The sequence below is a fragment of the Sphingobacterium bambusae genome (assembly GCF_033955345.1).
GTDB classification, from domain to species: domain Bacteria; phylum Bacteroidota; class Bacteroidia; order Sphingobacteriales; family Sphingobacteriaceae; genus Sphingobacterium; species Sphingobacterium bambusae.
Window position 1 is genome coordinate 2,974,110 of sequence record NZ_CP138332.1, and the last position, 26,407, is coordinate 3,000,516.

The following is a 26,407-nucleotide window of genomic DNA, read 5'->3' on the forward strand; positions in this document are numbered from 1 at the left end:
GAAGATCTTTATCTCTTCATCTGTACTTTAGTGAAGGTTTGGATGTCCGTAGATAAGGTACCGGCATGTCGAGGCTTTAATTTAAAATTTAATTTGAAGAATATAGAATATGAAATAATCCGCTTGGATAATGGTATCCGGGCTGTGTTTCACCGTCAGTCGTCACCGATTACGCACACCTGCTTGGTGGTCAATGCGGGTTCAAGAGACGAGTCTGAAGGTAAATTTGGAATGGCGCACTTTATCGAACATCTGCTCTTCAAAGAAACAGCGCGGCGGTCTATGCAGCAGATTTTGAACCATCTGGAAGCTGTTGGTGGCGACCTAAATGCGTACACCACAAAAGAGTATACCTGCATTCATGCGTCCATATTAAAGCCACACCTCAGTAAAGCCCTAGATCTTTTTGAAGATATCATTTTTCACTCTACCTTTCCGGAGGACGAAATGGCAAAGGAGAAAGGGGTGATTGCCGACGAAATGGCGTCCTATCTCGATAGTCCAGAAGAATCTATTATTGATGACTATGAGGATATTATTTACAAAGGTTCTGGATTGGGACATAATATACTCGGACTAGAGAAAGATCTGCAAAGTTTTTCATTATCTGATGTCGTCGATTTCTTAAAACAGAACTACAACACCGAAGATATCGTTATCGGGATTACTGGAGATTACGACCTGAAAACCGTAGAAAAAATGGTGCGTCGCTATTTTGAACCGGTTCCGAGTAACATTCCGGAACGCAAGCGCATAGTGACGGCATCGGTGGAGGCAACGCATTTAGAAATACCAAAGCCGATCAACCAAGTGCATTACATGGTGGGTGCGCCCGCATATGGTATGTTCGACGAACGGAAGACGGGTTTGCTATTGCTTAATAACATGTTGGGTGGCTTTGGGATGAGCTCGATCCTTAATTTATCTATCCGCGAAAAGCACGGTATTGCTTATACTATTGAGTCCAACTATACCGTTTTTTCCGACGCGGGATTGTTTACAATTTATTTCGGAACAGACGAAGAGAAAGTAAAACGAGCAAAAAAATTGGTTTTCCGAGAATTGGATAAGTTGAGGGAGAAGGGCGTTACCGAGGGACAGTTGCGGAAGGCTAAGCATAAATTTAAGGGACAGATTGCCCTTGCAGAAGAGGGACGCATGAGTATGATAATTGCCGTAACCAAAAATGTAATGGACTATGATCGTGTTATTTCCTTACAAGAAGTATTCGAAAAAATTGATGAAGTGTCTACGGCAGATTTACTGAACATTTCGCAGGATATCTTCGACCCGAGCGGCTTAACATCGTTGGCCTTTGTTCCGGAAGACTGATTGTTGTAGCATGTTCTTTTAAGATTTTAATTGTTTAATTTTGATTTTTAATTAGAGCCTAGCGGCTCATCGTACACCATAATTATTTTTAATGAAAACAGCTTATATTTTTCCTGGCCAAGGAGCTCAATTTGTTGGAATGGGGCAAGACTTGTATAATCTAAATGAAGCGTCGAAAGCGTTGTTTGAACAAGCGAACGATATTTTAGGTTTTCGCATCACGGATATTATGTTTGCCGGTACTGATGAAGATCTCAAACAGACTAAGGTAACGCAGCCAGCGATATTTCTGCATTCGGTGATCTTGGCAAAGGCCTTGGGCGAAAGCTTCCAGCCAGCCATGGTGGCGGGACATTCTTTAGGTGAATTTTCGGCCTTGGTTTCTGCTGGTGCGCTCTCTTTTGAAGATGGTCTTAAGTTAGTTGCGCAACGTGCAAATGCTATGCAGAAAGCCTGTGAAGCACAGCCTTCGACGATGGCAGCCATCCTAGGTTTGGATGATGAAACTGTTGAAAAGATATGTGCACAAATCGAAGATGTGGTGGTGGCCGCAAATTACAATTGTCCGGGGCAATTGGTGATTTCAGGTAGTATCGAAGGTGTGGACAAGGCATGTGCACTATTGACAGAAGCAGGAGCTAAGCGCGCGCTAAAGCTAAATGTTGGTGGAGCATTTCACTCACCCTTGATGGAACCCGCAAAATTGGAGCTACAGGCGGCTATTGAAGCTACAGAGATCAAAGCTCCTGTATGTCCTATCTACCAAAATGTCGATGCAAAAGCCTATACGGAACCTGCAGACATTAAAGCAAATCTTATCGCACAATTAACTGGAGCCGTCCGTTGGACACAAACGGTACAGCATATGCTGGCAGATGGTGCTGAAGCATTTGTCGAAGTTGGTCCAGGAAACGTGTTGCAAGGTCTCGTGAAAAAAGTAGACCGTTCGGCACAAACTTCCGCCGCAACGATCGCATAAATATTACCTAAGAGCCTCGAATTTATCGAGGCTTTTTTATAGCTTGTCTGTATGAAAATTTCATTAATAGTTTTACTTCTTATATTTAGTATGCAAGGTTTTGCACAGGAACAGTTTGGAAGTGTATACACCAAAATCATCACCGAAGTGAATGCACACTCGCAGGCCTATTCTAATTTAAAACAAGCGACGGAAGAGCTAGGGCACCGCCTGACAGGGTCGGAACATGGGAAAAGAGCTGAGCAGTTTGCTTTTGACCTCTTGAAATCCTACGGATACGATGTACGCTTCCAACCTTTCGAGATGGTGTCATGGAGCAGGAAGTCGCTGGCCATCGATATCGGCGGGCAAACGATTAAATCTGTCGCGTTAGCGCATTCTCCAATTGCTGCACACAGCAAATCGCCTTTGATCGATCTAGGTAACGGACTAGAAGAAGATTATGTTGGTAAAGATGTGAACGGCAAGACGGTGTTGGTTTATTTACATATTTTACCGGGATCGCCAGAAGGAACAAAGAATCTTCATCGTTCTGAGAAGACTGCCATCGCTATGCAGCATGGTGCTGATGGTATCATTTTTATTAACTCGGTGCCCCAAGGCGTGCTTTTAACCGGAACGGCTTCCATTACAGGAGATCTGATCAAAATTCCTGCCGCATGTATCGGTTACGAGGATGGGATGGCCATCAAACAACAGCTGGAAAAAGGCGAACGCCCCATTGCGACCATAGATATGGAAAATGAATCCTCGCGCGTTAGCGCCCGTAATGTGATTGCTACCTTAAAAGGCAAGAGTAAAGAAAAAATTGTCGTTGGTGGGCATTTAGATTCGTGGGACTTGGCTACCGGAGCCATTGATAATGGTATAGGTTCCTTTGCGGTGATCGATATGGCGAGAACGTTAAAACGTCTTCGTATAAAACCTAAGCGGACTGTCGAGTTTGTCCTGTTTATGGGTGAAGAACAAGGTCTCTTAGGCTCGAAGGCCTATGTTGCAGCAGCAGAAGCAACTGGTAGTATAGACGAAGTGGCTTTTATGTTGAACTTCGATATGACCAATGCGCCGACGGCCTTTCACAGCTCTCGCGAAGAGATGCAAAATCTGTATCGCGACTGGTTGGTTCAATTGCAGTCTGCCGACAGTACATTTAAGGGCAAGAATAATATCGGCGCAGGGCTACATAGCGATCATCAGCCTTTTATGCTAGCGGGTATTCCATATGGTGGCGGTGCTGGCGGGATCCTTCCTAATAATGCCGGCGCTTATTATCATTCCGACAATGATGTCTTCAGTTTAGTGGATAAGGCGGGTCTGGAGCAAACGGTGAAGCTCGGCACCGCGCTGGCCTATAGCTTGGCGCAAACGGCTCATATCCCAGCATTACGACTGAAAGACCAAGAAGTTCCTGCTTATTTGGAACGATATGGACTAAAGGTGCCGCTTACGGTATCTGGCGAGTGGCGCTGGTAGTATAAAATAAAGGGCGATGAATAATAAAACATCGCCCTTTTTCTATTTTTTACACCGTTTCCTTCGGTGGGAAATTTTTGTGTTTCCTTTTGCTAATCTTCTCGTAGTTGACCGGCTGCGGTACTTTGATGTAATAGCCTGTTCCGTCATACTCCCTTTTACGAGGGTGCTCCATACAGGTCGTTGAACAACATCCAGACAGTTCCCATCCACATTCATCACACTGGGTGAAGTGTTCGTTACAATCAGGGTTTGCGCAGTTGATCATTTTTGGGGTTACTTTGCCGCAATTTTTGCAGGTTGAAACCACCGTAGGGTTGACAGCATTTACATCGACCGTAACGCGGTTGTCGAAAACGTAGCACTTCCCGTCAAAATCTTTACCACCAGCCTCTTTTCCGTATTTAATGATACCTCCATGGAGCTGGTAAACATCTTCAAAACCTTCTTTTAAGAGTAGCGCGGAAGCTTTTTCGCATTTAATGCCCCCTGTGCAATAGGTGAGGATCTTTTTACCTTTATACTGTTCTAGTTCCTTTACTTTCTCCGGAAATTCTCTGAAATTATCAATGTCCAAGGTTACTGCGTTCTTGAAACGACCCACACTATGTTCATAGTTGGAGCGGACGTCTAGGATGACGACATCTTCCTGATCTTTCATTTCCATGAACTCGGTGGGCTCCAGATGTTTCCCCGTTTGTATGTTGGGATCGATGATCTCCGGATTCCGCAGACCTGAATGTACGATTTCTGGCTTGTAACGACAGTGCATCTTTATGAAAGAGGGCTCCTCAACATCGTCTATCTTAAATTCAGTCTTCGCAAAACGTGCATCAGCATGAACCGTATCCATATACTGCTTACAAGCTTCCGCTGTGCCTGATACGGTGCCGTTCAAGCCTTCTTCGGCGACGATAATCCGGCCTACAAGGCCTAGGGACTGACAAAATTCCAAGTGTTTGGCCGCGAAATCTTCGGCATGCTCGATAGGGCTGTAACAATAGTACAGCAGTGTTTGATAATTACTCATATGCATTGATACCGCTGCAAACGGCGTTTAATGTGTTTAAAATTTATTGGTGCAAAGTTACGGAAAAAAAGCAGTTCTCATTTGATGCTCGTCACTTTTTGATCAATGGTGTCAAAAGATAGGTCAACCCATTCATTTTGATTTCATATAGTGTTGCTAACTGCATACCTAACTTCCCCTTGGGAAATCCCTTTTGTCTATACCAAACAAGATAAGGTTCGGGGAGTCGACACAACAGCCAACCTTCATATTTGCCAAATGGCATCTTTGTATTTGCGAGCTCGACCAGTAAGCTCGGATCTAGTGGATTAATCTCTTGTTTTTCCATGCTTTAGACGGTGTAGCAATAAGCGGAGTGCGATGACCCCGTGATTGATTATATTCGGTAGCGTGCCGTAGTATTTTTTTAGTATGGCATAGCGTTCCTGCAAGCTCTGCCGATGCCGTTTTTGCGAGGTTCCCCCAACGAGGTATTTTGCTACATATCGCTCGACGTTGACGGTTTTATTTGCCTTTTTTGCAGCCTTTATGATCCAATCGATGTCCGAACTGAGTTGGTATTGTGTGTCATAAGGTGCGGCCAAGCTCCGCTTGATATAAATGGCTTGATGGCATACGTTCATGCCGTATCGGAAAGACTTCCAATTGAACGTGGCGGGCACTTTATGCCGGCGATCGCCGATGATAAGACGGTCTTCGTCAACCAATTTTGTCTCCCCATAGAAAATGTCTGCATCGATACCCAAGGAAAAGATGTCTTCCAAGGTTTGGCTGTCGTAGAGCTCATCCCCAGAATTAAGAAACAGAACATAGTCGCCACTTGCTTTTTTTAGCCCTTTGTTCATAGCATCATAAATGCCCTTGTCCCTTTCCGAAACGAGCACATCGATATGTGTGCGATAACGGTCGATCAGATCCAAAGTGCCATCTGTAGATCCACCGTCGATCACGATATATTCCACCTGCTTGTAGGTTTGTGTAGCGACCGATTGAAGCGTGAACTCTAGGTCGCGTACATTGTTGTATACGATGGTGATGATCGATATCGTGGGCTTAAATGTTGTCATTTAAATGTGATTGTTTACAAAAATACGAATAAGCAAACAAGGATAGTAATAGGATGCATTAATTCTGTAAAGCGTTAAAAATGTGTGAAATCAATGCGGATTTGTTGGTGTATATCAAAAAATAGTACTAATTTGATGTCCAATTTAACTTGATAACCAACGCTATGGTTTCGCTGAAAAAGACGATACTTAAATATATTCCGATCGATAAATTTTTTCATTCGCGCTCGTATTCGCAAGATGGTGAGGACATGATTATTCGTAGTTTCTATGAAAATGTGAAGCGCTATAAGGGCTACTATGTGGACGTAGGTGCGCATCATCCTTACCGTTTTTCTAATACTAAGTATTTTTATAACCAAGGTTGGCGCGGCATAAACATTGAACCTTCGCCGCAGGTTTTGGGTCTATTCCGTTTTTTTCGACGTCGGGATGTCAATTTAAATATCGGTATCAGTGATAGTCCGCAGGAGCTCACCTATTATTGCTTTAACGAGCCTGCCTTGAATGGTTTCTCAAAAGAATTGTCGGAAGCGCGAGACCACACGCATGCGCGGTATCATTTGCTTAAGACCATCCCGGTGAAAACGTTGCCTCTTTCCGAAGTGTTGGATACCCATCTTCCGAAGGGGCAGAAGATAGATTTCTTGACTATTGATGCAGAAGGTTTTGATCTCATTGTGCTACAGTCTAACGACTGGAAGCGGTATCGGCCGAAATTTGTATTGGTAGAAGATGCCGTTGATTTGTTACAGCTTGACGATTCCGAGATCTATCGATTTATGGTCGATGCCGGTTATCGGTTGATCGCCAAAACGATACGCACGATGGTGTTCGAAGATCTGCAGCGCGCTTAGTTCTTGCCAAATCGCTTCTGCCAATGCTTGTGGATGTAACGGAGCAATCTTTCGGGTAAGGATCCTTTTCGGGTTGCATAAAACTGCTTGATGGCCTCGTAAGCTTTCTTGTTTTCTTCTATTTCTGCCGGAAAATACTTGATTTTGCTCTGGGCAAGCTGTACCTGATAGACGTTGTCTAGGTCAGAGTGTGTGCCCGAACCGTCGGTGCCAATATTTTGCACCATAGATTCACGCGAGTAAAGGACAAGTCCTTCGGCGCGAAAAACAGAGAGGTACCATCGGATTGCCCAAGAGTTTATCGTACCAGCTTTAAAAGCCTTCACCTGTTTCCAAAAATTTTCGCTACCATCTATGCTGAATCGCTTGATGTCCGATCGGCTAAAGTCTTTGGTAAGTTGATTTATGTCTGGATTGAATTTATCCCAAGCGCGTTTCCAGGTTGCCCAGCCCCAACTATTGGCAACCCGGAAGAAGAATGATTTTGGCAGTCGTTTCGGGTGTTGTACCGGGTACATATAGCCGCTGATTTCCATCACACGTTCTTCATCTTGGTAGCGCGTAAGCGCATCATTGAAATAGTTCAGCGCGTAAGGAGATGTTTCTAGGTCATCTTCCAATACAATGATCTGTCCATGTTCATCGATGATCTTTGTTACGCCATCGATTACGTTATCTGCCAACCCCCAGTTGCGGCTGCGCTCCATGATGGTAATATGTTTGAAATTCCAAGGTTCTCGGATAATGGAACGTACTTCGTTGACCGCCTCTACGGCATCAGCATTCTTAGGGGCATCCGCAATAATGTAAAGAAGGGATTGCGCCGCCAAGAGGTTCTTCTCCAACGCGACCAGCGTTTTTCTGGTGTGTTTGGGCCGGTTGTAGACAAATAAGACAATAGGTGCTAGCATCGCATTACAATCATTCCTAAAAATCAAAGATATAAAGTAATTCCAGTTTTGGTTCCTTTTTGCCTCTTTTTCTCTGTTTCCCTTGGATATGTTTGCTAACTTTGTTGTTTTAAAAGGTTTCATGAGCGAAAATGCCAAACAAAATACGCTGAAGGGATTATTCTGGAACACGATCGATCGCTTTGGTTTTCAGTTGGTGGCCACTATTGTGGGCATTATAACGGCGAGAGCGCTCAGTCCTGACGATTTCGGCGTGATGACAGCTTTAGCCATTTTTACGACTATAGCTACCACGTTTGTAGATAGCGGATTGGCGACCTCGTTGGTTCGCTCTCCAGAAGTAGATGAAAGAGACTATTCCAGCATGTTCGTGTTCAATTTGGTGGTGAGTATATCGCTATATGGTATCCTTTTTTTTACGGCTCCTTACATCGAGCGTTTTAATGGTATTGAAGGATTGACGATTTATGCCCGGGTTTTGTTTCTTCAGCTCATCATACATTCCATGGGAATCGTGCAGTATGTTAAGCTGTTGAAAAAGTTCGCGTTTAAAGAAACTGCACGAATCAATGTCCTCGCAGTAGTTTTTTCCGGATCTTCGGTCATTGTATTGGCGATGACTGGATTTGGTGTTTGGGCAATCTTGTTGCAATCGTTGCTGTATTCGTCTTTTCGAACAATTATGTTATGGATATGGGGCGATTGGCGATTGGATCTGTCTTTTTCTAGAAAAGTTTTGCGAAGACACCTGCAGTTTTCGCTGTCCTTCATGGCGGGAAGCATGTTGAGGAAAGTGTTTTCCGATAGTTATTACGCTTTTATCGTGAAGCACTTCCCCCTTCGGCAAGCAGGCTTTTACTTTCAGGCGAATAAGTGGGGAGAAACGTCTAATTTGATGATATCTTCCATTATTCAGGGAACAACCTTGTCCACCTTGGCGCCGATCCAAAATGACTACCCCCGCTTCTTAAATGCCTGCCGAAAGTCAATGAAAACGTTGGGATTTATTTTGTTCCCCGTTAGTCTATTGGCGGTTGCCGTTGCTCGACCGGCTTTCGTCTTCTTCCTGACGGACACTTGGGAAAACTCTATACCGTATTTCCAACTGCTTTGTTTTGGTGGGATTTTTATTTCCCTGACCGATCTCAACGTCAATTTTTTGAATATTAAAGGCAAATCCACGTACACCTTATGGTTGGAATTAATTAAGATTATTTTAGCCGTGGGACTTTTAATTGCGACCTATAAACAGGGAATCTTAGCGATTATATATGGGCAGATAGCAGTGCGGCTGATTTTCTTTGTCGTTAGTGCGATCTTGAGCGGTAAAATATATGGTTACTCCTTTATGCTGCAGATGAAAGATCTGTCGGGTACTTTTTTAAGCAGTCTGTTAGCTTTTGTTGGAGCTTTCTTTTTTGCTTACTACTTTGTGGACTTGCCAGAGCTACTATTGCTTGCCCTACAAACAATCTTGTTTGCTGGGATATACCTTCTATGTAGCCAACTGAGCAAAAACGAAATATGGATTGAATTGTTACAGATGTTAAAGAGTAAATTAGCGAAACAATAAGATGGAAGTTGCAAGAGGCCATTGGGTAGGTTACGAGACTATTTTTTACAATCTAAAAAATAATAGATATAGCACGTCGATAGATAAAGTTATCGATTACGGTAACTTGGAGATCGATATGGAAGGCCTATCGGCATATTTGGATTATGGATATAGTGTTTTTGGGCATACTCCCGTCAAGCATGTCCGTTATTTGCTTTCCAACGAAGTGCTCCATGAAGAAAATGGCAAGCTCTATATCCGAAAGGAAGACGATCGGGTTGCGAAAAGAATTGGCATCAGAAGTCATGAAGATGATGTTTTGGGTAAAATTTCTGGAGCGATCAATCACTGGGCTGCGGGCTTTTCCGAAGACGTGCTGATCCCAACAAGCGGTGGGTTTGATTCGCGCCTGATGAATGTGTTGTTGCAGGATAAACAAAGAATTCATGCATACACCTATGGCACTTCCTTTAATCAACATATGTCTCGTGAGACTGTCTACGCACAGACTCTTTCCGAGCGGTTGGGTGTATTTTGGGATCAGGTAGATCTTGGTACCTTCAACAGCTATATGAACGATTGGTATGGACTTTTCGGACCTTCCGTAGGAGCCTCGGGTACCTACCATATGGAGTTTTACGAGGTCATTGCAAAGCGGGAAAGCCATATGAAGCTGCACTTATTGAGCGGAATAATCGGAGATGCTTGGGCAGGAGCGGTGAATGTGCCTGCTGTGCCTGATGCCGATTCTTACCTGAAGCTGGGCTATACACATGGAATGAGTGCCGATGCGGCCTTAGCAACTGGTGTGGATTATCGTTCGTTGGTAGAACCAATCTTTGAAGAACAAAAAATAGCGCTTCAGCAACCGGAGTATCGTATTATTACGGCTATGCGAACGAAAATGATGCTCTTGCAGTACTTGATCAAAGTGCCAGCAGCATACGGTTTTCCGGGCTACTCGCCTTTCTTAGATGAAGATATCGCCTTGGCGATGCTGAATCTTCCGGCCGAAAGGAAAGCTGACCGGCAATGGCAACGGGATTTCTTTAGAAAGAACGGGGTACTTTTCGAAGAAGAGAAGCATAATTATACCTATCAAAATTCGTTAAACTATCATGCCTTGCTTCACCATCCTTTAGAACCGCTGGATATAAATATCTTACGCGAGGTGATTAAACCGGTCTATCTGGATTGGATCAACAGCAGAGTGGCGACGATTGGCGCTAAGGAAAAACTATTCCAAAGACTAATGCATACCCCTAAAGTGAAAGAGGTGTTGAAGAGGCTAGGGTTTAAAAATGGGCTCCTTCGTGCATATTTCGCATACATCACGTTGAAACCTATAGAAATCATGTTAAAGAAACGGAATGCGTCATAAATTACTTTTCGTGGGCGATGTCGTACTGCAATCGGCACCAATGTTTTCTGAGGAACTGCAAGCGTTGATAGAAGATCAAGATTTTTGCTGTTGTAACGTAGAGGCTCCTTTGGCTGGATTCGGTGCTGCGGTAAAAAAGACTGGTCCTTTGGTGAATCAGCGTGCTGACGCGGCTCCTTTGTTACGTAATTTGGGGTTCGATCTGTTTGCGATGGCCAATAATCATATTCTGGATTATGGAGATATGGCTTTACAACATACGATGCAGGCTTTTGGTGCGGATGTATTTGGCGTGGGGACAGAAGAAGAGGCTTACGGTATGTTGGTAAAGGAATTGGATGGCATTCGTTATGGATTTGTTGCCTATGGCGAGAACGGTTTTGGTGCACTTAACGGCGATCGGGAATACGGGCATGCTTGGGTCAACAGTCCGCGAGTAGATCGAGATCTTGCTACTTATAAAATGCAGGTCGATACCTTGATCGTGCAAGTGCATGCTGGCGTAGAAATGGTCGATGTGCCGATTCCCGAATGGCGGGAACGTTATCGGCAGCTGATCGATCAAGGGGCGGATGTCGTTATTGCACATCACCCACATGTGGTGCAGGGGCGAGAGGTCTATAAGGGTAAATCTATTTTTTATAGCCTTGGCAATTTTTACTTCGATGGTATTTCGGACTCGGAAATGTGGAATACTGGAGGAGTCCTGCAGCTGGTAGTCGATAATGGGGAGATACAAATTGCAGATTTACTGCTCGTATCGAAACAGGGAAATATGTTGTCGATCAAGCCAAAAGCGGAGATACAGCAATGGTTGGAACAGCTGGACAGGAAATTAATGGATGCAGAAGCTTATCAAAAGTATGTAGATCGTGTTGCAATAGATCAGTGGGAACAGCATCATAAAAACTACTATGCGAAGCCATTTAATGGGCTTGCTCGTTATTCATTGAAAGCGCTGGCCAAGCACGTAAAGCGACTGTTTTTTAATCGAGAGGTCGATTATAGTCTTCTGTGGCACAATATGGAGATTGAAAGCAACTTTTGGATCGTTCGACGGGCGATCCAAAAGTTGCATAAAAGCAAATAGTTAGATGACCTCTATCTGCTTGGCAAATTCTCTTAATTTCGGATGTGTAGGATCAAGGTCCGTTACCAGATAAGACACGTCGCGCAATGGCGCAACCCGCATTTTTTGGTTGGAATTTAGCTTCTCTGTGATGCTCAAAATCGCTAAGTTCTTAGAACATTTGATCATCGCGCGCTTTATTTGTACAACTTCCCAGTCCGAATCGGTAATACCTTCATCCAGTGAAAGACTGTTGGTGCCCAATAGACAAAGGTCTACGCGCAAGTCAGATAGTTCATTGATGACCTGTGCACCGGTGACAATGTTGGTGTTTCTTGATAATTTTCCGCCAACTAATATGACATCGATGTTTTCTTTTTCTGCGAGCTCAAGAGCAACCAAAGGGCTGATCGTGAAGAATGTACATTGTATGTCGTTGGGTACGAGCCGTGCCAACTCAATCATTGTCGTTCCGCCGCCAACCAAAACTGTCATCCCATTTTTTATCAATGAAATAGCTTTTTTCGCGATATCTTTCTTCGACTCTTTAGCATAAACGTTTCCTTCCTGAAAAGGAAATTGAAAGGATTTGGACAAGGCTCCGCCATATACCTTCAATACTTGCCCATTTTCAGCTAATTCATTGAGGTCTCTTCTTATAGTATCTTCCGATACGTTGAGCTGCACGCTCAAGTCAGATGATAATACCTTGTTATGTAAGTTTATCTGGTGGATGATATAGGCTTGTCTTTCTTCCTTTAACATAATTCAATCGATTAATTGTTGATAGCTATTTCCATATTATTCTGACTGATTTTCATCAGTTGGTTTATTTTTCGTTACGCCTGCTTTGAAACGCGGCTTAAAGCCAGCAGGTTTGTTTGCTTGTGGCTGTTCAGGTCCTGTCTCGGCCTTTGCTTGTTCCGCTGGGGCTTCTTCCTGCGCGGCTTGTTCGGTAGTTGCAGGTTTTGTTACACCTGCTTTAAAACGCGGCTTAAAGCCAGCAGGTTTGTTTGCTTGTGGCTGTTCAGGTTCTGTCTCGGCCTTTGGTTGTTCCGTTGGCGCTTCTTCCTGTACGGATTGTTCGGTAGTTGCAGGCTTTGTTACGCCTGCTTTGAAACGCGGCTTGAAGCCAGCAGGTTTGTTTGCTTGTGGCTGTTCAGGTTCTGTCTCGGCCTTTGGTTGTTCCGTTGGTGCTTCTTCCTGTGCGGATTGTTCGGTAGCTGCAGGCTTTGTTACGCCTGCTTTGAAACGCGGCTTGAAGCCAGCAGGTTTGTTTGCTTGTGGCTGTTCAGGTTCTGTCTCGGCCTTTGGTTGTTCCGTTGGTGCTTCTTCCTGTGCGGCTTGTTCGGTAGCTGCAGGTTTTGTTACACCTGCTTTAAAACGTGGCTTAAAGCCACTTGGTTTAGCTGCCTGAGCGTCTTCCGTTTCTGCTTTAGGTGCTTCAGAGGTACTGCTCTGTGTCGCAGGAACGATTTCCGGAGCATTGCCAGCCTGTTCTTCCACATTCGTGGATGGTGCGACCGTTGTTTTAAAACGAGGTTTAAAACCGGCGGGCTTTTTCGATATTTCTGTTGGAGGTGAAGCAGGCTGTACCGTTTCTTTGGCAGAAATAGTCGTTGCTGCTTGTTTTTCCACTTCAACATCTACCAAAAGGTACTTTTTGCGTAGTTTATTAAACCAAAATTTCTTGGTATGATCGAAGCTTTTTTCACCCATTTGGGCATAGTGAACCCTGAACTCTTCATATAAAGAGTGTTCCTCGTTTCTCAAAAGCGAAATGTCAATTTTCTTTTTCGCGAAAAAATCCTCAAATGTCGTCATCTCCAAGCGCTAAATTTAATAAATATTACCAAAATCCCATATGTATTTTATAGGGTAATAGCGATAAAGGTAAGATTGAAGGGGCACTGAAATAAATTGCTTCCTATACAAGAAAAGGGCTTACGCCCTCTTCCTCTTATTTTGTCCCGTAGCAGGGGCGCTAATCCATATTGTGGTAAACGGCCTGTACATCGTCATCTTCTTCGATTTTATCGATCATTTTCAAGACCTCAGCAGCCTGCTCCTCATTGATGCTGGTATTCGATAAAGCAATACGCTCTAGCTTTGCCGATTTCACTTCAATGCCTTTTTCCTCAAGTAGGTTTTGCATATTCCCGAAATCTTCAAAAGATGTTTGGACGACAACAACATCATTGCCTTCTTCATCTGCCTCCACATAAAGCTCTTCCAATCCTCCATCAATCAGCTCCAATTCTAGTTCTTCTACATCTGTCTCTTCGGACGCGTTAAAGCGAAAGACAGATTTTCGTTGGAAAATAAAATCTAATGAACCGGTTTTGCCAAGGGAACCTCCAGCTTTCGTGAAGTAGCTTCTGATGTTAGCAACAGTACGATTCGTGTTGTCCGTTGCTGTTTCAATCAACACGGGAACCCCATGCGGGCCGTATCCTTCATATACATATTCTTCATAACCTTTGGCGTCTTTCTCGGAAGCGCGTTTGATGGCTGCTTCGACACGGTCTTTCGGCATGTTCACCGCCTTCGCATTCTGTACAGCTGTACGTAGACGTGAATTGTTCTCGGGGTGAGGGCCGCCCTCTTTTACGGCCATCGCGATTTCTTTTCCTAAACGTGTAAACTGTACGGCCATTTTGGCCCAGCGTTTAAATTTTCTTTCTTTTCTGAATTCAAAGGCTCTACCCATGTTTTATAATGCTCTTTTGAGGTTTTCAATCATGTCTTTTGTCATGGCTGCCAGATCAAAATCTGGTTTCCATCCCCAATCGTTACGTGCGTAAGCGTCATCGATACTGGCTGGCCAAGAGTTGGCGATAGCTTGCCGGGGATCATTTTCGACATAGGACATCTCAAAATTAGGAAGAATTTTTTTAATTTCTTCCGCAATTTGAGCCGGTGTAAAAGATAGACCAGCCAAATTATAACTGGAGCGTATGCTGATCTGCTCAGCTGGCGCATCCATCAAGGCGATTGTGCCACGAACGGCGTCTTCCATGTATAGCATGGGTAATTCTGTTTCTGCTGAGAGGAAAGACGCATATTTACCCTGTTTTAAAGCTTCGAAAAAGATGTGTACAGCATAGTCCGTGGTGCCTCCCCCAGGGGCTGTTTTCCAAGAGATGATGCCCGGATAACGGATGCTACGGATGTCAAGGCCATATCGGTTGTGGTAATATTCACATAGGCGCTCTCCAGCTAATTTACTGATACCATAGATACTTGTCGGATCCATGATGCAGTATTGATCCGTATCTTTCTTGGGTGAATGGGGACCGAAAACGGCAATGGAGCTTGGCCAAAATATCTTGTTAATGCCTAGTTCCAAAGCCAGATCCAAGACGTGTAAGAGGCCATTCATGTTTAAATCCCATGCTTTTTGAGGATACTGCTCACCAGTGGCCGATAACATGGCAGCAAGCAGATAGATCTGTGTGGGTTTATATTTTTCAAACAGGGCTTTTAGGGCTTCCTTGTCCAATACATTAATTGTTTCGAAAATCTCACCTTCTTTGCGATTGTTAGGCTCCCTAATATCAGAAGTGATGACATTTTCGTTGCCAAATTTTTGGCGGAGGGCAGCAGCCAATTCTGATCCGATTTGACCATTTGCCCCAATCATAATAATACGCTCTTTCATTGCTGCAAAGATAGGTCATTTTTTGCGCAACTGCACATACTATTTCCCTGCGTTGATTAATACAAAGCTGCCTTTAAACTGTTGATAATGACCTTCTGATGTGTGTATTTCGGATTGATAGATATAGATGCCAGAGGGGCATAGCGCTCCCTGTTCATTCCGCCCATCCCAGATGACTTCGCCAGCCAAACCTGCACTTTTGTTGCGAATCAATCGGTTGACTACTCTTCCATTGCTATCGTAAATTGTCAGGTTTAACATCGGATTACGTTCCGAAAATGCGTAATTAAAAACAAGTATGCTTTCCGATCCATTACCACTTGGAGTAAAGGTTTTTCGATCGAGCCACCACGAATTTTTTTCCACTTTTTTTTCCACATCGGTCGAATTTCGATATCCGGGCGTTGCGCCTCCCACCAAAGTGGATGCTGAACTGAAATTTCCTTTGCTGTTGGTGTCTTCTTCACTGGATTGTCTTTCCAAAGAGATGCCTTTGACATCCGCCAAAAAAGGTTGATGCATACTGCTTTGATAGAAGAGGCTATCGATTAGCCGTTGTTGATCGTATAATAAGACTATACCACGTTCATTGGGGTACGCTGGTAAGCTTTGCATGGCGATAAAGTTTTCGCTTACCGCATTTGGATAATCTTCCTGCACGCGTTGCGGTGAGCTGCTTAGCACTCGATAGTCGTCAGGTTCCATAAGCAGGTCTTCCGTACTGATTACCCGGTTTCCAATCCGCCATCCGCGAAGGTTGATGGTTTTGTTTGACCGATTGTAGAGCTCGACAAAATCTACACCGTTGACTTTCGGATTGAAGAGAACTTCGTTTATGACGAGATCGTTGTAAAGGCTCGTAGACGAGCGGAAGAGCGAGATCGATACCGTTTGAGATTGTCCGCAATAGCGGATGTCGCGAAAGTGTATAGCGATAGGTGTGTCCCATGTCAACGCTGCGGATGTGTACAAGGTGAGGCTTTCTGTGCCGAGCTCGTAACGGGCTATGGAAAGGTCGACGGTTTCGACCGTAATTTCGCTATGTTGACCGAAGGAAACGTCTGCGACGGAAGGAAAGACACCAAATACAATGCTTTCGTCGTTGATCTCTTGAACAGTAAGCCTAATAGTAGGCACGTAACGCTCGTCCCAAATAGAATTTTGTTGCGCGGGCGTGCCACCGTTTGCTGCTTCGGAAGCCCTCCAGGTGTTGCCGTTGTTACACGGAAGATTGGGATTAATGCGTTCAAGGCTCCATCCACCATTTCTTTTTTGCGGGTTTCCATACCAGTTGTTGCTATACGAGACGTGGTCGACGACCATTTGCTCCTTATTCAATAAACTAACGGTTCCGTTGATGTTGTTCAATATGCGCCAAGTTTGTATGGGCATGACATTACCGTATCGTTCGAAATGCGGTGCGGCGCTGGCTGCCACCAGTAGGATATATTGTCGAGGCGCCAAGTAGTAGTTCCCAAGTCGAATGGAGGTGTTGGCGACCTGTAGCGTGTAATCTTCAAGTGCAATAACCTGCGTACCATTATTATAAAGTTCTATGTACTCATTTGTAAACACAGCATTACTTAGGGGGTGAACCATCAGTTCCGATACAACTAAGCCTGTTTGTGCGTATCCATCCAATATTGATAATATTGAAAAAATTAACAAACATTTTTGTTTGATTTTTATTGAATTGAGCATGTTTTTATAGAATTTAAAAAAGTTCGGGCGAAGCTTTTGATAAATTTTACATAATAAATTATAAAAGGAGCAGCTTATTTCGTATGTTTGGTTCCTTGAAATAAATTTACAAAAAATTTAATCATTCACATACAAACAAAACAAATTTAACTATGAAAGTTGCAGTAGTAGGCGCAACAGGCCTTGTTGGGTCAGAGATCTTGACCGTTTTAGCAGAACGTAATTTCCCGGTAACAGAATTGATTCCTGTAGCATCTGAGAAGAGCAAGGGTAAGGAAATCGAGTTTAAGGGAAAGAAGTATAAGGTCGTGACACCAGCCGAAGCTATTGCACTAAAACCACAAGTGGCTTTGTTTTCTGCTGGAGGCGGCACATCTACTGAATTTGCCCCCCTTTATGCAGAGGCAGGAATTACCGTGGTAGATAATTCATCTGCTTGGCGGATGGATCCAACAAAGAAGCTTGTTGTGCCAGAAGTTAACGGTGATGTGTTGACGGCTGACGACAAGATTATTGCCAATCCGAATTGTTCGACCATACAAATGGTGGTCGTACTAAAACCTTTGCACGAAAAGTATAAGATTAAGCGTGTTGTTGTTTCAACATACCAATCCGTTACGGGGACAGGTGTGAAGGCTGTTACACAATTAATGGATGAGCGCGCTGGAAAAGAAGGCGAAAAGGCATACCCTTATCAAATCGATTTAAATGTCATTCCGCATATCGATGTATTCCAAGAAAATGGTTATACAAAAGAGGAAATGAAGATGATCAAGGAAACGAATAAGATTATGGGCGATGATAGCATTCGCGTCACGGCAACAACCGTTCGTATCCCTGTGATGGGTGGTCACTCGGAATCGGTCAATATCGAATTTGAGAACGATTTTGATCTAGATACCGTACGTGCTCTTTTATCAGAACAAGAAGGGGTAATTGTTGTAGATGATCCGGCGAATCTTAAATACCCGATGCCGAAGGATGCGCATGGTAAAGATGAAGTTCTTGTTGGTCGTATCCGTCGGGACGAGTCTCAAGATAATACCTTGAATCTTTGGGTTGTTGCAGATAACCTTCGTAAAGGTGCTGCTACCAATGCTGTTCAAATCGCAGAATTGTTAGACAAAAAGGGATTGATCTAGTTTTCAATCTATCCAGTTAATACTACGGAAGGCTACACTATAACACGTGTAGCCTTTTTTGATGCTTATTTTTTCTAGCTTGTTACCTGTTGTTCGGATCGATACGTGCTTAGCCGTGGGATAACGATTTTTAGCGAAGTATATGTGTAGTACATTCATTCTCTTTCATGAAATGGGCTGGCGGTAATGGTTCTGCTTTTGATAATTGGAAGATTGTTTTGCTTAGTTAGCGAGATCGAAATCCTTAAAGCGCTGGAGTTCTTCTCCTATCTTCTATACGTTAGGTAAAGGCACAAAAAAAGCGGACTTTCGTCCGCTTTTTTTGTGGTATGATAAATCGTTGAACGATTAACGTACTTGTGTAAATTCCCAGGTGTTATCAAAGATGAATGCACCATTCAATCCAGTTGTGATATATCCTTTTCCGTTTAAGGCGAATCCTACTGCTTTTTCACGAGCGTCTGCAGGAAGTGCTTGATGCTTGTCTGTCCAAGAGTCAGATGCAGGCTCATATTTCCATACTGTACTGGTGATGCTAGATCCGCTGCGACCGCTAACCACATAACCTGCATTGCCTACAACAAATGCACTAGCATTGTATTTTCTTGCATCGTATGTATAGGTATCGTCATTACGGTTCAAATCAGCAAGAGCTGTCCAGTTTGTTCCATCAAAGGAGTAGAAATCTTCAGGTAAGCTGGAGCTGTTTGCATATCCACCGCCTACGTAAGCTCTGTCGCCAATAACGAACGCAAAGGCAAACGCTTTCTTGTATTTAAAAGGAACAGAGATTTCTGACCATGTGTTCGTCGCAGGATCGTAGCGGTAAAAATCGCTAAACTTAGCATCTGTGCGAGTTGATCCTAACCCAACATAAGCAAAGTTACCTAAAGTGAAGGCTACAGCGCCATAGCGAGCTCGGCCTGGGAAAGGAGCGATAGCAGTCCATACCTTGGTTGCTGGATCGTAACTATAGAAGTCATCAAGATCTTCGGAACCTGTAGATCCTGTACCAACATAACCTTTTCCGTTGATCGAAAATCCTACGGCCATTTGGCGGGCTTCGCCAGGGAAATCAGTAATGTCAGTCCATGTCGAACCATTAAAACTGGAACCATCATTAACGACACCTTCATTTCTGACAAATCCACCTACCACGTAAGCTTCGTTGCCAATAGTGAAAGAAGCTGCCCCATTTCTAGGATCGTTTTTGAAAACAATCGATCTTACCCATTCCGTTGGTCCCGTATCGGTAGTATCCTCATCATTATCCTTCTTGCACGAGTTGAACGATGTAAAAGCAATAGTGCAGGCTAAGATTAACAATAGCCAATTTTTCTTATTCATAAATTATCTAAATTTAGTGTACAATATATTCAATTTTATTTTGGGTCTTGCATTTTCGACGGCGATAAATGCAGTATTAAATGTGCTGAAGGTGCTAGCCGTGCCAGGAAACACCGAGCTCAGGTAGAGCGAAGTGTTATCGTAGGTGCCGGTAGACTTGAGATTCTTCATATACAAAATCATGTTGAAGGTATACCTTCCATTTCTTCCTGCTTGATTGCCTCCTGCAAAAGCCGCCTGCTGAACGGTTCCTGTGCCAAACGGTGTTGGTATGAATGATGTGGGAACCCCCTCGTGGTTCGCAACAAATAGCATCAGGCTACCTGGAATAGGATACATCGTGTTGGCCGGCGAACTGGTCTCGATAACCAATTCAGCCTTGTTGATCGATATATTTTCATCCTGTAAAAATTCTTTTAACGAAGGAAAGTCTAACTTCGCTACAACACCAGTTCCCGATTGTACATAGGTAAGGCCAGATGTGGTACTCGTTTGCATCTCGCGGTTGACTGCCGTCAAGGGTTCGAATACAGTTCCTTCACGGTCATATGCAATATGGTTAAACTGCAAGCTGCGGTCAACAAGACTCAATATTTTTGATCCTGATCTTCTAAAACCGTCCGTACCGGTGTAGCTATAGTTGATCTTTACTTGTACGGTATCATTAAAGGCAAGTACCGCCGTATTTTCTTCGTCAGGCACCAACACTAAGCCTTTAAAATAATCGCGAAAGTTTTCGTTGGATGACACGCGTAGATCATTCGCTTTGATAAGGTCGAAAAAATTCTGCCCTATGGACGCGTCTAGACGAATATTTAGGGAATCCAACGCCCGCACACGCGGAGCAAAGCTCGCAGCGCCTATACTTACGGGATTGTAGTCGAAGGTTTGGTCATTGAAAATAGATGCTCCGGTTACATAAATTGGCAAGGCAGTATTTTGGATTCCTCCGGTAAGCGTTTTGGATTCCAATACTTGATCCAGTTGGTGAACGCTGATGCGTTGCACTTTTGTCGTGTCTCCGAAATAATAACGATTTGTTGTCGGTCTTAATACCAAATTCAAGGAATCGAATACCGCTGCTTCGGGAATGTCGTTGGCTATACTGGAGAAACCTATCCTGAAGTAAGAGGTCGATTTAACTTCGCCAAAGCGACTGTCGGCGGCTTTTCCTACCAATACACTGCCCGTACCTGCAGATGGCATATTGTTCAGTTGAACCGTAGAAGTATTAACCGTAAAGGAGTCGATAAAAGATACGCCCACATTGTTCGTGGCGGTATTATCCAACATCACGCTCATATCTTTGTCGCACGCTCCCGCTATGATTAGTATAAAAACTGGTAGTGCAAAAAAGGTAATACTTCTCTTTAAAAATTGATTCATACTTATTATTTGACTAGCAAAAGTAATCAAATGAAACAGTTAACGAGTGTTATATTTTGTTAAAATACCCTTTGACTTAACGCTTGCGAAATGGCGTTTCTAGGGATTTATGATGTATTCTTCTCGTTTTCGTTCCAGCGAACTGTTAATCAGTGTTATATTTTGTTAAAACTAGCCGATTACTTGTGCGTTGCAAATCTACTAATTTAAATTTGTATTAATAATGTTAAAAAAGTATAAAATCCTGCTTGCACTGATCGTCTTAACGGCTACTGGAATGGCCATGGTGTTGTTGTTTTGGCTGGTTGGGAGCTATAAAAGTGAACGCGAACTATTTCTTGGAACGGCAGAACGTTCCTTGTTCAATGTGCTACAAAAGTATTACCAAAATGAGTTTGCGGAGTCCCCGAAACGAGCGCGTACCGATAGTTTAGAGAGCCAACGCCGACATAAAGGAATGCTCAATTTGTTAAAACATGTCTATCCAGATTTGGATGTCGCCCCTATGCGTACTTATCTAGATACCGCTGATTTCCGACGCGGCAGAAATCGACGAGGGCGGGATGACGAGCATGCTAAAGAAACACCGAACGAACTATTGCCGCTGTACTTACTGGAAAAGATGGACTTTAACGCGCAATTGGTAGACACCTTGGAAGCACGTTTGGCGAAAGCTTTGGCTCGAAACGGCATTCAGGCCAAATTTCAGCTTTCTACGGAAATTATTCCGCGTGAACGTTTTGATCAACATGTCCGAGATAGGAAGAAACAGGCCTACTTATTTACTCGTCCCATCTTAATCAACCCCGAGAACGAACAATTCCTTTTGGCGAGATTCGATAACCCTTGGCCATATTTGGCTGTTAAGTTGGGTGGACAATTTGTTTTCTCCTTGCTCTTGCTCACGGCGTTGATAGGTACCTTTATTTATCTATTGAAAACCATTCGAAAGCAGAATCAATCAGCCATTCTAAGGAAGGCATTTGTTAATAATATGACGCATGAGTTGAAAACACCGGTGTCTACCGTAATGGCGGCCGTCGAAGCTATACAACGTTTTGTGGCCAAAGACGATAAAGTACGGATGCATAAGTACTTGGATATTTCGAAGGCAGAGCTAGAGCATTTGAATGATATGATTGAACGGGTGCTTGCGCTTGATGTGGACGAGACACATCGGGTGCGTTTGACCAAAAGTACGTTTGATTTGGTACCTTTTGTCCGAAGCTGTCTAGAAGTGGCTACTATTGCTACACAAAAGCAGGTGAAGGTGATTTTTAATCCCGATGTGGAACGCTTAGATTTACTTGCGGACGAGGCACATTTAAAGAATGTTCTTGGTAATTTGTTGGACAATGCAATAAAGTACTCCGATGATCCCGTGCAGATAACGGTGACCTTAAAAGACCGCACAAATGATGTGGTATTGTCCATCGCTGATAAAGGGAAGGGGATTCCTGCTGAGCATCTACCTAGGGTTTTTGATATGTTTTTCCGTGTCCCAGCCGGGACAGTACATGAGGTCAAGGGATTCGGCTTAGGTCTCGCCTACGTCAAACATGTGCTTGAGCAGCATGCTGGCCGCATTCGGGTGCAAAGTGAAATTGGAAAAGGTAGTATATTTACAATCAATATTCCTAAAAACCAGCTATAATGGTAGACGTATTATATGTAGAAGACGAAACAAGCTTAGCTCTAATCGTTTCGGATAGTTTGGAAGCGCACGGTTTTCAGGTCGTTCATAAGCAAAATGGACGTGATGCGGTTATCGCCTTCAAACATAAGAAGCCCGATATTGTTGTTTTGGATATCATGATGCCGATGATGGATGGATTTTCCGTAGCGCAAGAAATTCGAAAAGTCGATTTGCATACACCGATTATCTTTCTGACCGCCATGACGCAGACCGAAGATGTGGTTAAAGGATTCCACCTTGGAGCCAACGACTATGTGCGTAAGCCTTTTAAGATCGAAGAGCTTATCGTGCGTATTGAGGCGCTTACGAAAAAGGCAAACATTGTACAGGCACAAAAGCAGTATCAAATTGGTCATTTTACCTTAGACACGATTAAATCAACCTTAAGCTTGGGCAACGAGCAGGAGAAATTGTCTTTCCGCGAAGTGGAGCTACTGCGAAGGCTGTACGAGCATAAAGACGAGGTGGTGCCGCGGGAAGAGATTATCCGTGCCTACTGGAACGATGATACCTATTTTACCGGACGAAGCCTAGATGTTTTTATCAGTCGCATACGAAAATACCTCTCTAAAGACGAAAGGATCAAGATAACCAATATCCGTAGCATTGGATATATGTTGACGATTGACTAAATTGTGCTGATGAAAGCACTTGTTATCGTTGACATGCAATATGACTTTTTGCCCGGTGGACGCTTGGCAGTCCCTAATGGCGAAGAGATTATTGACGTTATTAATACTATTCAAAAGGACTATGATCTTGTTGTTGCTACGCAAGACTGGCACCCTGCCGACCATTATAGTTTTATCTCCCAACATCTTGGGCAAAATGTTTACGATACGATCATGCTGCAGGGACTCGAGCAAACACTCTGGCCAGATCACTGCGTACAAGGGTCACCTGGTGCCGATTTTGTCGCTGAATTGGATACGCTTAAGGTAGCGGCTATTTTTCGAAAAGGAATGGACAGACATATCGATAGTTACTCTGGTTTTTTCGATAATGGACATCTTCAGGCCACCGGTTTGGCGGGCTATCTTCACGCCAAAGGTGTGAATGAGGTGCACGTCTGTGGCCTCGCTGCTGACTACTGCGTTTTTTTTACGGCTATGGATAGTTTGCAAATGGGCTTTGAAACCAGCATCCTGCTTGACGCGACTCGAGCAATCGACCCGGCAAAACTAGCGGAAAAGTTGGCGTTGTTCCGTTCCAAAGGAGGGAAAGTTCGTTAGTAGACCTGTTGGTACAGTGCGCTGAATAGCCATTTAAAAGTCTCGATTGTGTTGTGCTTTATAAGGCAGCTGTTTCTATGTACGGTATCCGCTAATTAGCTGTTAGAAAATTTTGTGAATATCAGGGCGGCCATGTTTGATGGTACGGCTATTGCACGAAAGCTTTGGGTGATGTGCGTGACTGTTTTGTGGATTGGTAAAAATAGCGGACGACATCCTAAATTTGATATCTTTGTAAAAAAATAATACATGAAAGATACGACGTTAAGCCGTAAAGAGAAAATAATGAAAGTAGCACTTTCGCTTTTTGCTACGAAAGGCTATGTAGATACGTCAACGAAAGAGATATCGGTAGAAGCGGGCGTTTCCGAGGCTCTTATATTTAAGCATTTTGGGAATAAAGATTCTTTGCTAGCGCATATCATAAAAGCTGGCTATCGTCGTGTGCTATCGCATCATAGGGGCATGATGACCTACCGAAACCCAAAGGAATTTCTGCAGAATATGATTTTTCTCCCCAGTAAATTGGTGGCTGAAGAACCTCTTTTTTGGAAACTGCAGGAACGACTTTCGCATAATAGCTTTTCTAAGCAACAACACGAGCAATTTATGAAACCTGTGCAGCCCATTTTGGTTAAAGCTTTTACTGAGCTGGGTTATAGAGATCCGGAGTTGGAAACACAGCTCCTGTTGTTACTCATCGATATGCTTTGGAAGCGTGAAGCTAGCGGCGATATCAATAATGGCGTAAGTTTGTCGCAGCTGCTGGAAAAGAAATATGAACTACTATAGTGCATGTTTTTGCGTGTTTTTATTTTAAATATGCAAAAATTTGACATTTTCTTTTTTTCATGTATATTCGAGGCGATAAATTACTAGATATGATCAAGAAACTTTTGCTTTTTTTAATATTGGCTGTGTGTATGCTTGCCGCCAAGGCGCAAAAAAAGCCCGATTTCGTACAGGTAATAAACAGCAAGAATGCCTGGGTCGATTCTGTTTTCAATAAGCTGAGTCAAAAAGAGCGCATTGCCCAATTGTTTCTCGTTAGAGCACATACGAATTTGGGTAAGAAATATATTGACTCCGTTGCGCAGGTGATTCGCAAAGAGCAACTTGGGGGGCTAGTGGTCTTTCAAGGTGGCCCTGTGCGTCACGCCCAAATGTTCAACCAGTATCAAAAGTTGAGCAAAGTTCCTTTGTTGATTACCTACGATGGAGAATGGGGCCTTGGGATGCGTATGCCGGACTCCACGCTATCCTATCCTTACCAAATGACACTGGGTGCTATTCAGAACGAACACCTTATCTATGAGATGGGAAGGCAAATCGCACGCGATTTTCAACGCATAGGTATGCACTTTAATTTTGCTCCCGTGGTGGATATTAATAATAATCCGAAAAATCCGGTGATCAACTTCCGCTCTTTTGGTGACAACAAATATAATGTCACCCGCAAAGCAAAGGCCTATATGGATGGAATGATTGATGGTGGAATAATTGCATCACTAAAGCATTTTCCCGGTCACGGGGATACAGATGTCGACTCGCACCATGATCTCCCTCAATTAAACTTCTCCAAGAAACGTTTGGACACCTTAGAAATTTTTCCATTCCGAGCGTTGATCAAGGCGGGTGCGCCAGCCATTATGGTGGCGCATATGAACATTCCATCCTTGGATGCTGCGCCTAATATCCCTTCTTCCATATCAAAGAAAGTAGTCACGGATCTTCTGCGTAAAGAGCTAGGCTTTCGTGGGCTTGCCGTAACCGATGCTATGGACATGAATGGCGTGAAGAAGTTCTTCCCGAATGGCGAAGCTGATGTTATGGCAATCGAAGCTGGCCATGACCTCTTGGAGGTGTCAGAAAACAGTGCCCGCGCCATTGATCTGGTTGAAAAGGCCGTAAAAAGCGGTCGCATCAAGCAAGCGGATTTAGACCAGCGTGTCAAGCGCGTACTGGCCGCGAAATACTGGGTTGGGCTCCATCAATATAGGCCCGTGCCGATGCAAAATCTGTTTACAGACTTAAACAGTAGCGCGGCAAAGCAGCTTGTGCAGCGTCTTGCCGATGCGGCGGTGACCGTCTTAAAGGCCGATCGGCGCATAAAGACCTTTGATCGTCGTGCAGAGACCGCGATTGTATCGGTGGGGATTGGACAGGCGCAGGACTTTGAAAAGGAGATAGCCACGCAGCTAACGGAAAAGACACAGTTTTTTGTTACAGGGAAGGAGACAGAAGATCAGTTAAAGGAATTGCTGAAGGAAATCCGAGGTTCGCGTCAGATTCTTTTGGTTGTTCATGACAACAGGCCGCGTCCGCGCAGTGAGTCAGACCTTTCGGAGCCTGTTCGGGAGTTTGTCGACAAGCTTGCCGGAAGGCGAACGATTACCGTGATGTTCACTAATCCTTACATGTTGGATAACCTTTCTGTCGATCGAAGTAGTGGCATCATCATGGCTTACCAAAATGATGGTTTTATGCAGAAAGCTGCCGTTAAGCTTCTACTTGGGCAGATCAAAGCACAAGGAAAGCTTCCTGTAGCGATCAATAAGAAGTTTCAATATGGCGATGGGCTTTAGGAG

24 protein-coding genes are annotated in these 26,407 nt (G+C 43.8%); 13 read left to right on the forward strand and 11 right to left on the reverse strand.

Going from position 1 to position 26,407, the window contains the following annotated elements; genetic code table 11:
• The first annotated feature begins 93 nt into the window (after positions 1-93).
• From SCB77_RS12445 to SCB77_RS12455, 3 genes are all read left to right on the forward strand, one after another.
• On the forward strand, positions 94-1,332 hold the full coding sequence (locus SCB77_RS12445; RefSeq protein WP_380935771.1) for a M16 family metallopeptidase: 1,239 nt from the start codon (positions 94-96) through the stop codon (positions 1,330-1,332).
• A gap of 91 nt (positions 1,333-1,423) precedes the next feature.
• A complete protein-coding gene (fabD, locus tag SCB77_RS12450; RefSeq protein ID WP_320182330.1) occupies positions 1,424-2,311 on the forward strand; it encodes an ACP S-malonyltransferase in 888 nt (295 codons plus the stop codon).
• A 51-nt stretch (positions 2,312-2,362) separates the two neighbouring features.
• The gene (locus tag SCB77_RS12455; RefSeq protein ID WP_320182331.1) at positions 2,363-3,784 is read left to right on the forward strand and encodes a M20/M25/M40 family metallo-hydrolase; all 1,422 of its coding nucleotides are present in this window, start codon (positions 2,363-2,365) and stop codon (positions 3,782-3,784) included.
• Positions 3,785-3,833: 49 nt separating this feature from the next.
• Here the strand turns inward: SCB77_RS12455 and trhO are convergent, their stop codons facing one another.
• The 3 genes from trhO to SCB77_RS12470 all read right to left on the reverse strand — a co-directional run bounded on the left by trhO (position 3,834) and on the right by SCB77_RS12470 (position 5,881).
• Entirely contained in the window at positions 3,834-4,814 is a 981-nt protein-coding gene (gene trhO, locus SCB77_RS12460; RefSeq protein WP_320182332.1) for an oxygen-dependent tRNA uridine(34) hydroxylase TrhO, read from the reverse strand.
• A 91-nt stretch (positions 4,815-4,905) separates the two neighbouring features.
• Positions 4,906-5,142: a DUF3820 family protein gene (locus SCB77_RS12465; protein WP_320182333.1), complete on the reverse strand. Its 237-nt coding sequence runs from the start codon at positions 5,140-5,142 to the stop codon at positions 4,906-4,908.
• Positions 5,123-5,881 (reverse strand): glycosyltransferase family 2 protein, encoded by a 759-nt coding sequence (locus tag SCB77_RS12470; RefSeq protein ID WP_320182334.1) that lies wholly within the window; start codon positions 5,879-5,881, stop codon positions 5,123-5,125. Before SCB77_RS12470 ends, SCB77_RS12465 begins: the two co-directional genes overlap by 20 nt.
• A 164-nt stretch (positions 5,882-6,045) precedes the next feature.
• Between SCB77_RS12470 and SCB77_RS12475 the strand changes: the two genes are divergently transcribed.
• Entirely contained in the window at positions 6,046-6,738 is a 693-nt protein-coding gene (locus tag SCB77_RS12475) for an FkbM family methyltransferase (protein ID WP_320182335.1), read from the forward strand.
• Here the strand turns inward: SCB77_RS12475 and SCB77_RS12480 are convergent.
• Positions 6,735-7,649, reverse strand: a complete 915-nt coding sequence (locus tag SCB77_RS12480) for a glycosyltransferase (protein ID WP_320182336.1) — start codon at positions 7,647-7,649, stop codon at positions 6,735-6,737. The genes SCB77_RS12475 and SCB77_RS12480 overlap by 4 nt on opposite strands.
• A 121-nt stretch (positions 7,650-7,770) precedes the next feature.
• On the opposite strand from SCB77_RS12480, the gene SCB77_RS12485 reads away from it, so the two are divergent.
• Genes SCB77_RS12485 through SCB77_RS12495 form a run of 3 tightly spaced genes read left to right on the forward strand, consistent with a single transcriptional unit; the run spans position 7,771 to position 11,675 of the window.
• On the forward strand, positions 7,771-9,222 hold the full coding sequence (locus SCB77_RS12485) for a lipopolysaccharide biosynthesis protein (protein ID WP_320182337.1): 1,452 nt from the start codon (positions 7,771-7,773) through the stop codon (positions 9,220-9,222).
• Between the two features lies 1 nt (position 9,223).
• Positions 9,224-10,585, forward strand: coding sequence for an asparagine synthase-related protein (locus tag SCB77_RS12490; RefSeq protein ID WP_320182338.1), 1,362 nt, complete (start codon positions 9,224-9,226; stop codon positions 10,583-10,585).
• Positions 10,575-11,675 carry a CapA family protein gene (locus SCB77_RS12495; RefSeq protein WP_320182339.1) on the forward strand — a complete coding sequence of 367 codons (1,101 nt, stop codon included), beginning with the start codon at positions 10,575-10,577 and terminating at the stop codon, positions 11,673-11,675. Before SCB77_RS12490 ends, SCB77_RS12495 begins: the two co-directional genes overlap by 11 nt.
• Here SCB77_RS12495 and SCB77_RS12500 read toward each other — a convergent pair whose 3' ends face one another.
• From SCB77_RS12500 to SCB77_RS12520, 5 genes are all read right to left on the reverse strand, one after another.
• On the reverse strand, positions 11,676-12,419 hold the full coding sequence (locus SCB77_RS12500; protein WP_320182340.1) for a DeoR/GlpR family DNA-binding transcription regulator: 744 nt from the start codon (positions 12,417-12,419) through the stop codon (positions 11,676-11,678).
• Between the two features lie 36 nt (positions 12,420-12,455).
• A complete protein-coding gene (locus SCB77_RS12505; protein WP_320182341.1) occupies positions 12,456-13,478 on the reverse strand; it encodes a hypothetical protein in 1,023 nt (340 codons plus the stop codon).
• Positions 13,479-13,638: 160 nt separating this feature from the next.
• On the reverse strand, positions 13,639-14,364 hold the full coding sequence (locus SCB77_RS12510; RefSeq protein WP_320182342.1) for a YebC/PmpR family DNA-binding transcriptional regulator: 726 nt from the start codon (positions 14,362-14,364) through the stop codon (positions 13,639-13,641).
• Between the two features lie 3 nt (positions 14,365-14,367).
• Complete coding sequence (locus tag SCB77_RS12515; RefSeq protein ID WP_320182343.1) at positions 14,368-15,315, reverse strand: NAD-dependent epimerase/dehydratase family protein; 948 nt, start codon at positions 15,313-15,315, stop codon at positions 14,368-14,370.
• 39 nt (positions 15,316-15,354) lie between these two features.
• Positions 15,355-17,016, reverse strand: a complete 1,662-nt coding sequence (locus SCB77_RS12520; RefSeq protein ID WP_320182344.1) for a lamin tail domain-containing protein — start codon at positions 17,014-17,016, stop codon at positions 15,355-15,357.
• A 152-nt stretch (positions 17,017-17,168) separates the two neighbouring features.
• Between SCB77_RS12520 and SCB77_RS12525 the strand changes: the two genes are divergently transcribed.
• A complete protein-coding gene (locus SCB77_RS12525) occupies positions 17,169-18,158 on the forward strand; it encodes an aspartate-semialdehyde dehydrogenase (RefSeq protein WP_320182345.1) in 990 nt (329 codons plus the stop codon).
• Positions 18,159-18,506: 348 nt separating this feature from the next.
• Here SCB77_RS12525 and SCB77_RS12530 read toward each other — a convergent pair whose 3' ends face one another.
• Positions 18,507-19,505: a Kelch repeat-containing protein gene (locus tag SCB77_RS12530; protein ID WP_320182346.1), complete on the reverse strand. Its 999-nt coding sequence runs from the start codon at positions 19,503-19,505 to the stop codon at positions 18,507-18,509.
• A 3-nt stretch (positions 19,506-19,508) separates the two neighbouring features.
• Positions 19,509-20,891 carry a DUF4270 family protein gene (locus SCB77_RS12535; RefSeq protein WP_320182347.1) on the reverse strand — a complete coding sequence of 461 codons (1,383 nt, stop codon included), beginning with the start codon at positions 20,889-20,891 and terminating at the stop codon, positions 19,509-19,511.
• A gap of 223 nt (positions 20,892-21,114) precedes the next feature.
• On the opposite strand from SCB77_RS12535, the gene SCB77_RS12540 reads away from it, so the two are divergent.
• The 5 genes from SCB77_RS12540 to SCB77_RS12560 all read left to right on the forward strand — a co-directional run bounded on the left by SCB77_RS12540 (position 21,115) and on the right by SCB77_RS12560 (position 26,404).
• Complete coding sequence (locus tag SCB77_RS12540; RefSeq protein WP_320182348.1) at positions 21,115-22,545, forward strand: sensor histidine kinase; 1,431 nt, start codon at positions 21,115-21,117, stop codon at positions 22,543-22,545.
• Positions 22,545-23,219 carry a response regulator transcription factor gene (locus SCB77_RS12545; protein ID WP_320182349.1) on the forward strand — a complete coding sequence of 225 codons (675 nt, stop codon included), beginning with the start codon at positions 22,545-22,547 and terminating at the stop codon, positions 23,217-23,219. The genes SCB77_RS12540 and SCB77_RS12545 overlap by 1 nt, the downstream gene beginning before the upstream one ends.
• Positions 23,220-23,228: 9 nt before the next feature.
• Positions 23,229-23,819: a bifunctional nicotinamidase/pyrazinamidase gene (gene pncA / locus SCB77_RS12550; RefSeq protein WP_320182350.1), complete on the forward strand. Its 591-nt coding sequence runs from the start codon at positions 23,229-23,231 to the stop codon at positions 23,817-23,819.
• 249 nt (positions 23,820-24,068) lie between these two features.
• A complete protein-coding gene (locus tag SCB77_RS12555; RefSeq protein WP_320182351.1) occupies positions 24,069-24,611 on the forward strand; it encodes a TetR/AcrR family transcriptional regulator in 543 nt (180 codons plus the stop codon).
• 89 nt (positions 24,612-24,700) lie between these two features.
• Positions 24,701-26,404: a glycoside hydrolase family 3 protein gene (locus SCB77_RS12560; RefSeq protein ID WP_320182352.1), complete on the forward strand. Its 1,704-nt coding sequence runs from the start codon at positions 24,701-24,703 to the stop codon at positions 26,402-26,404.
• Positions 26,405-26,407: the final 3 nt, after the last annotated feature.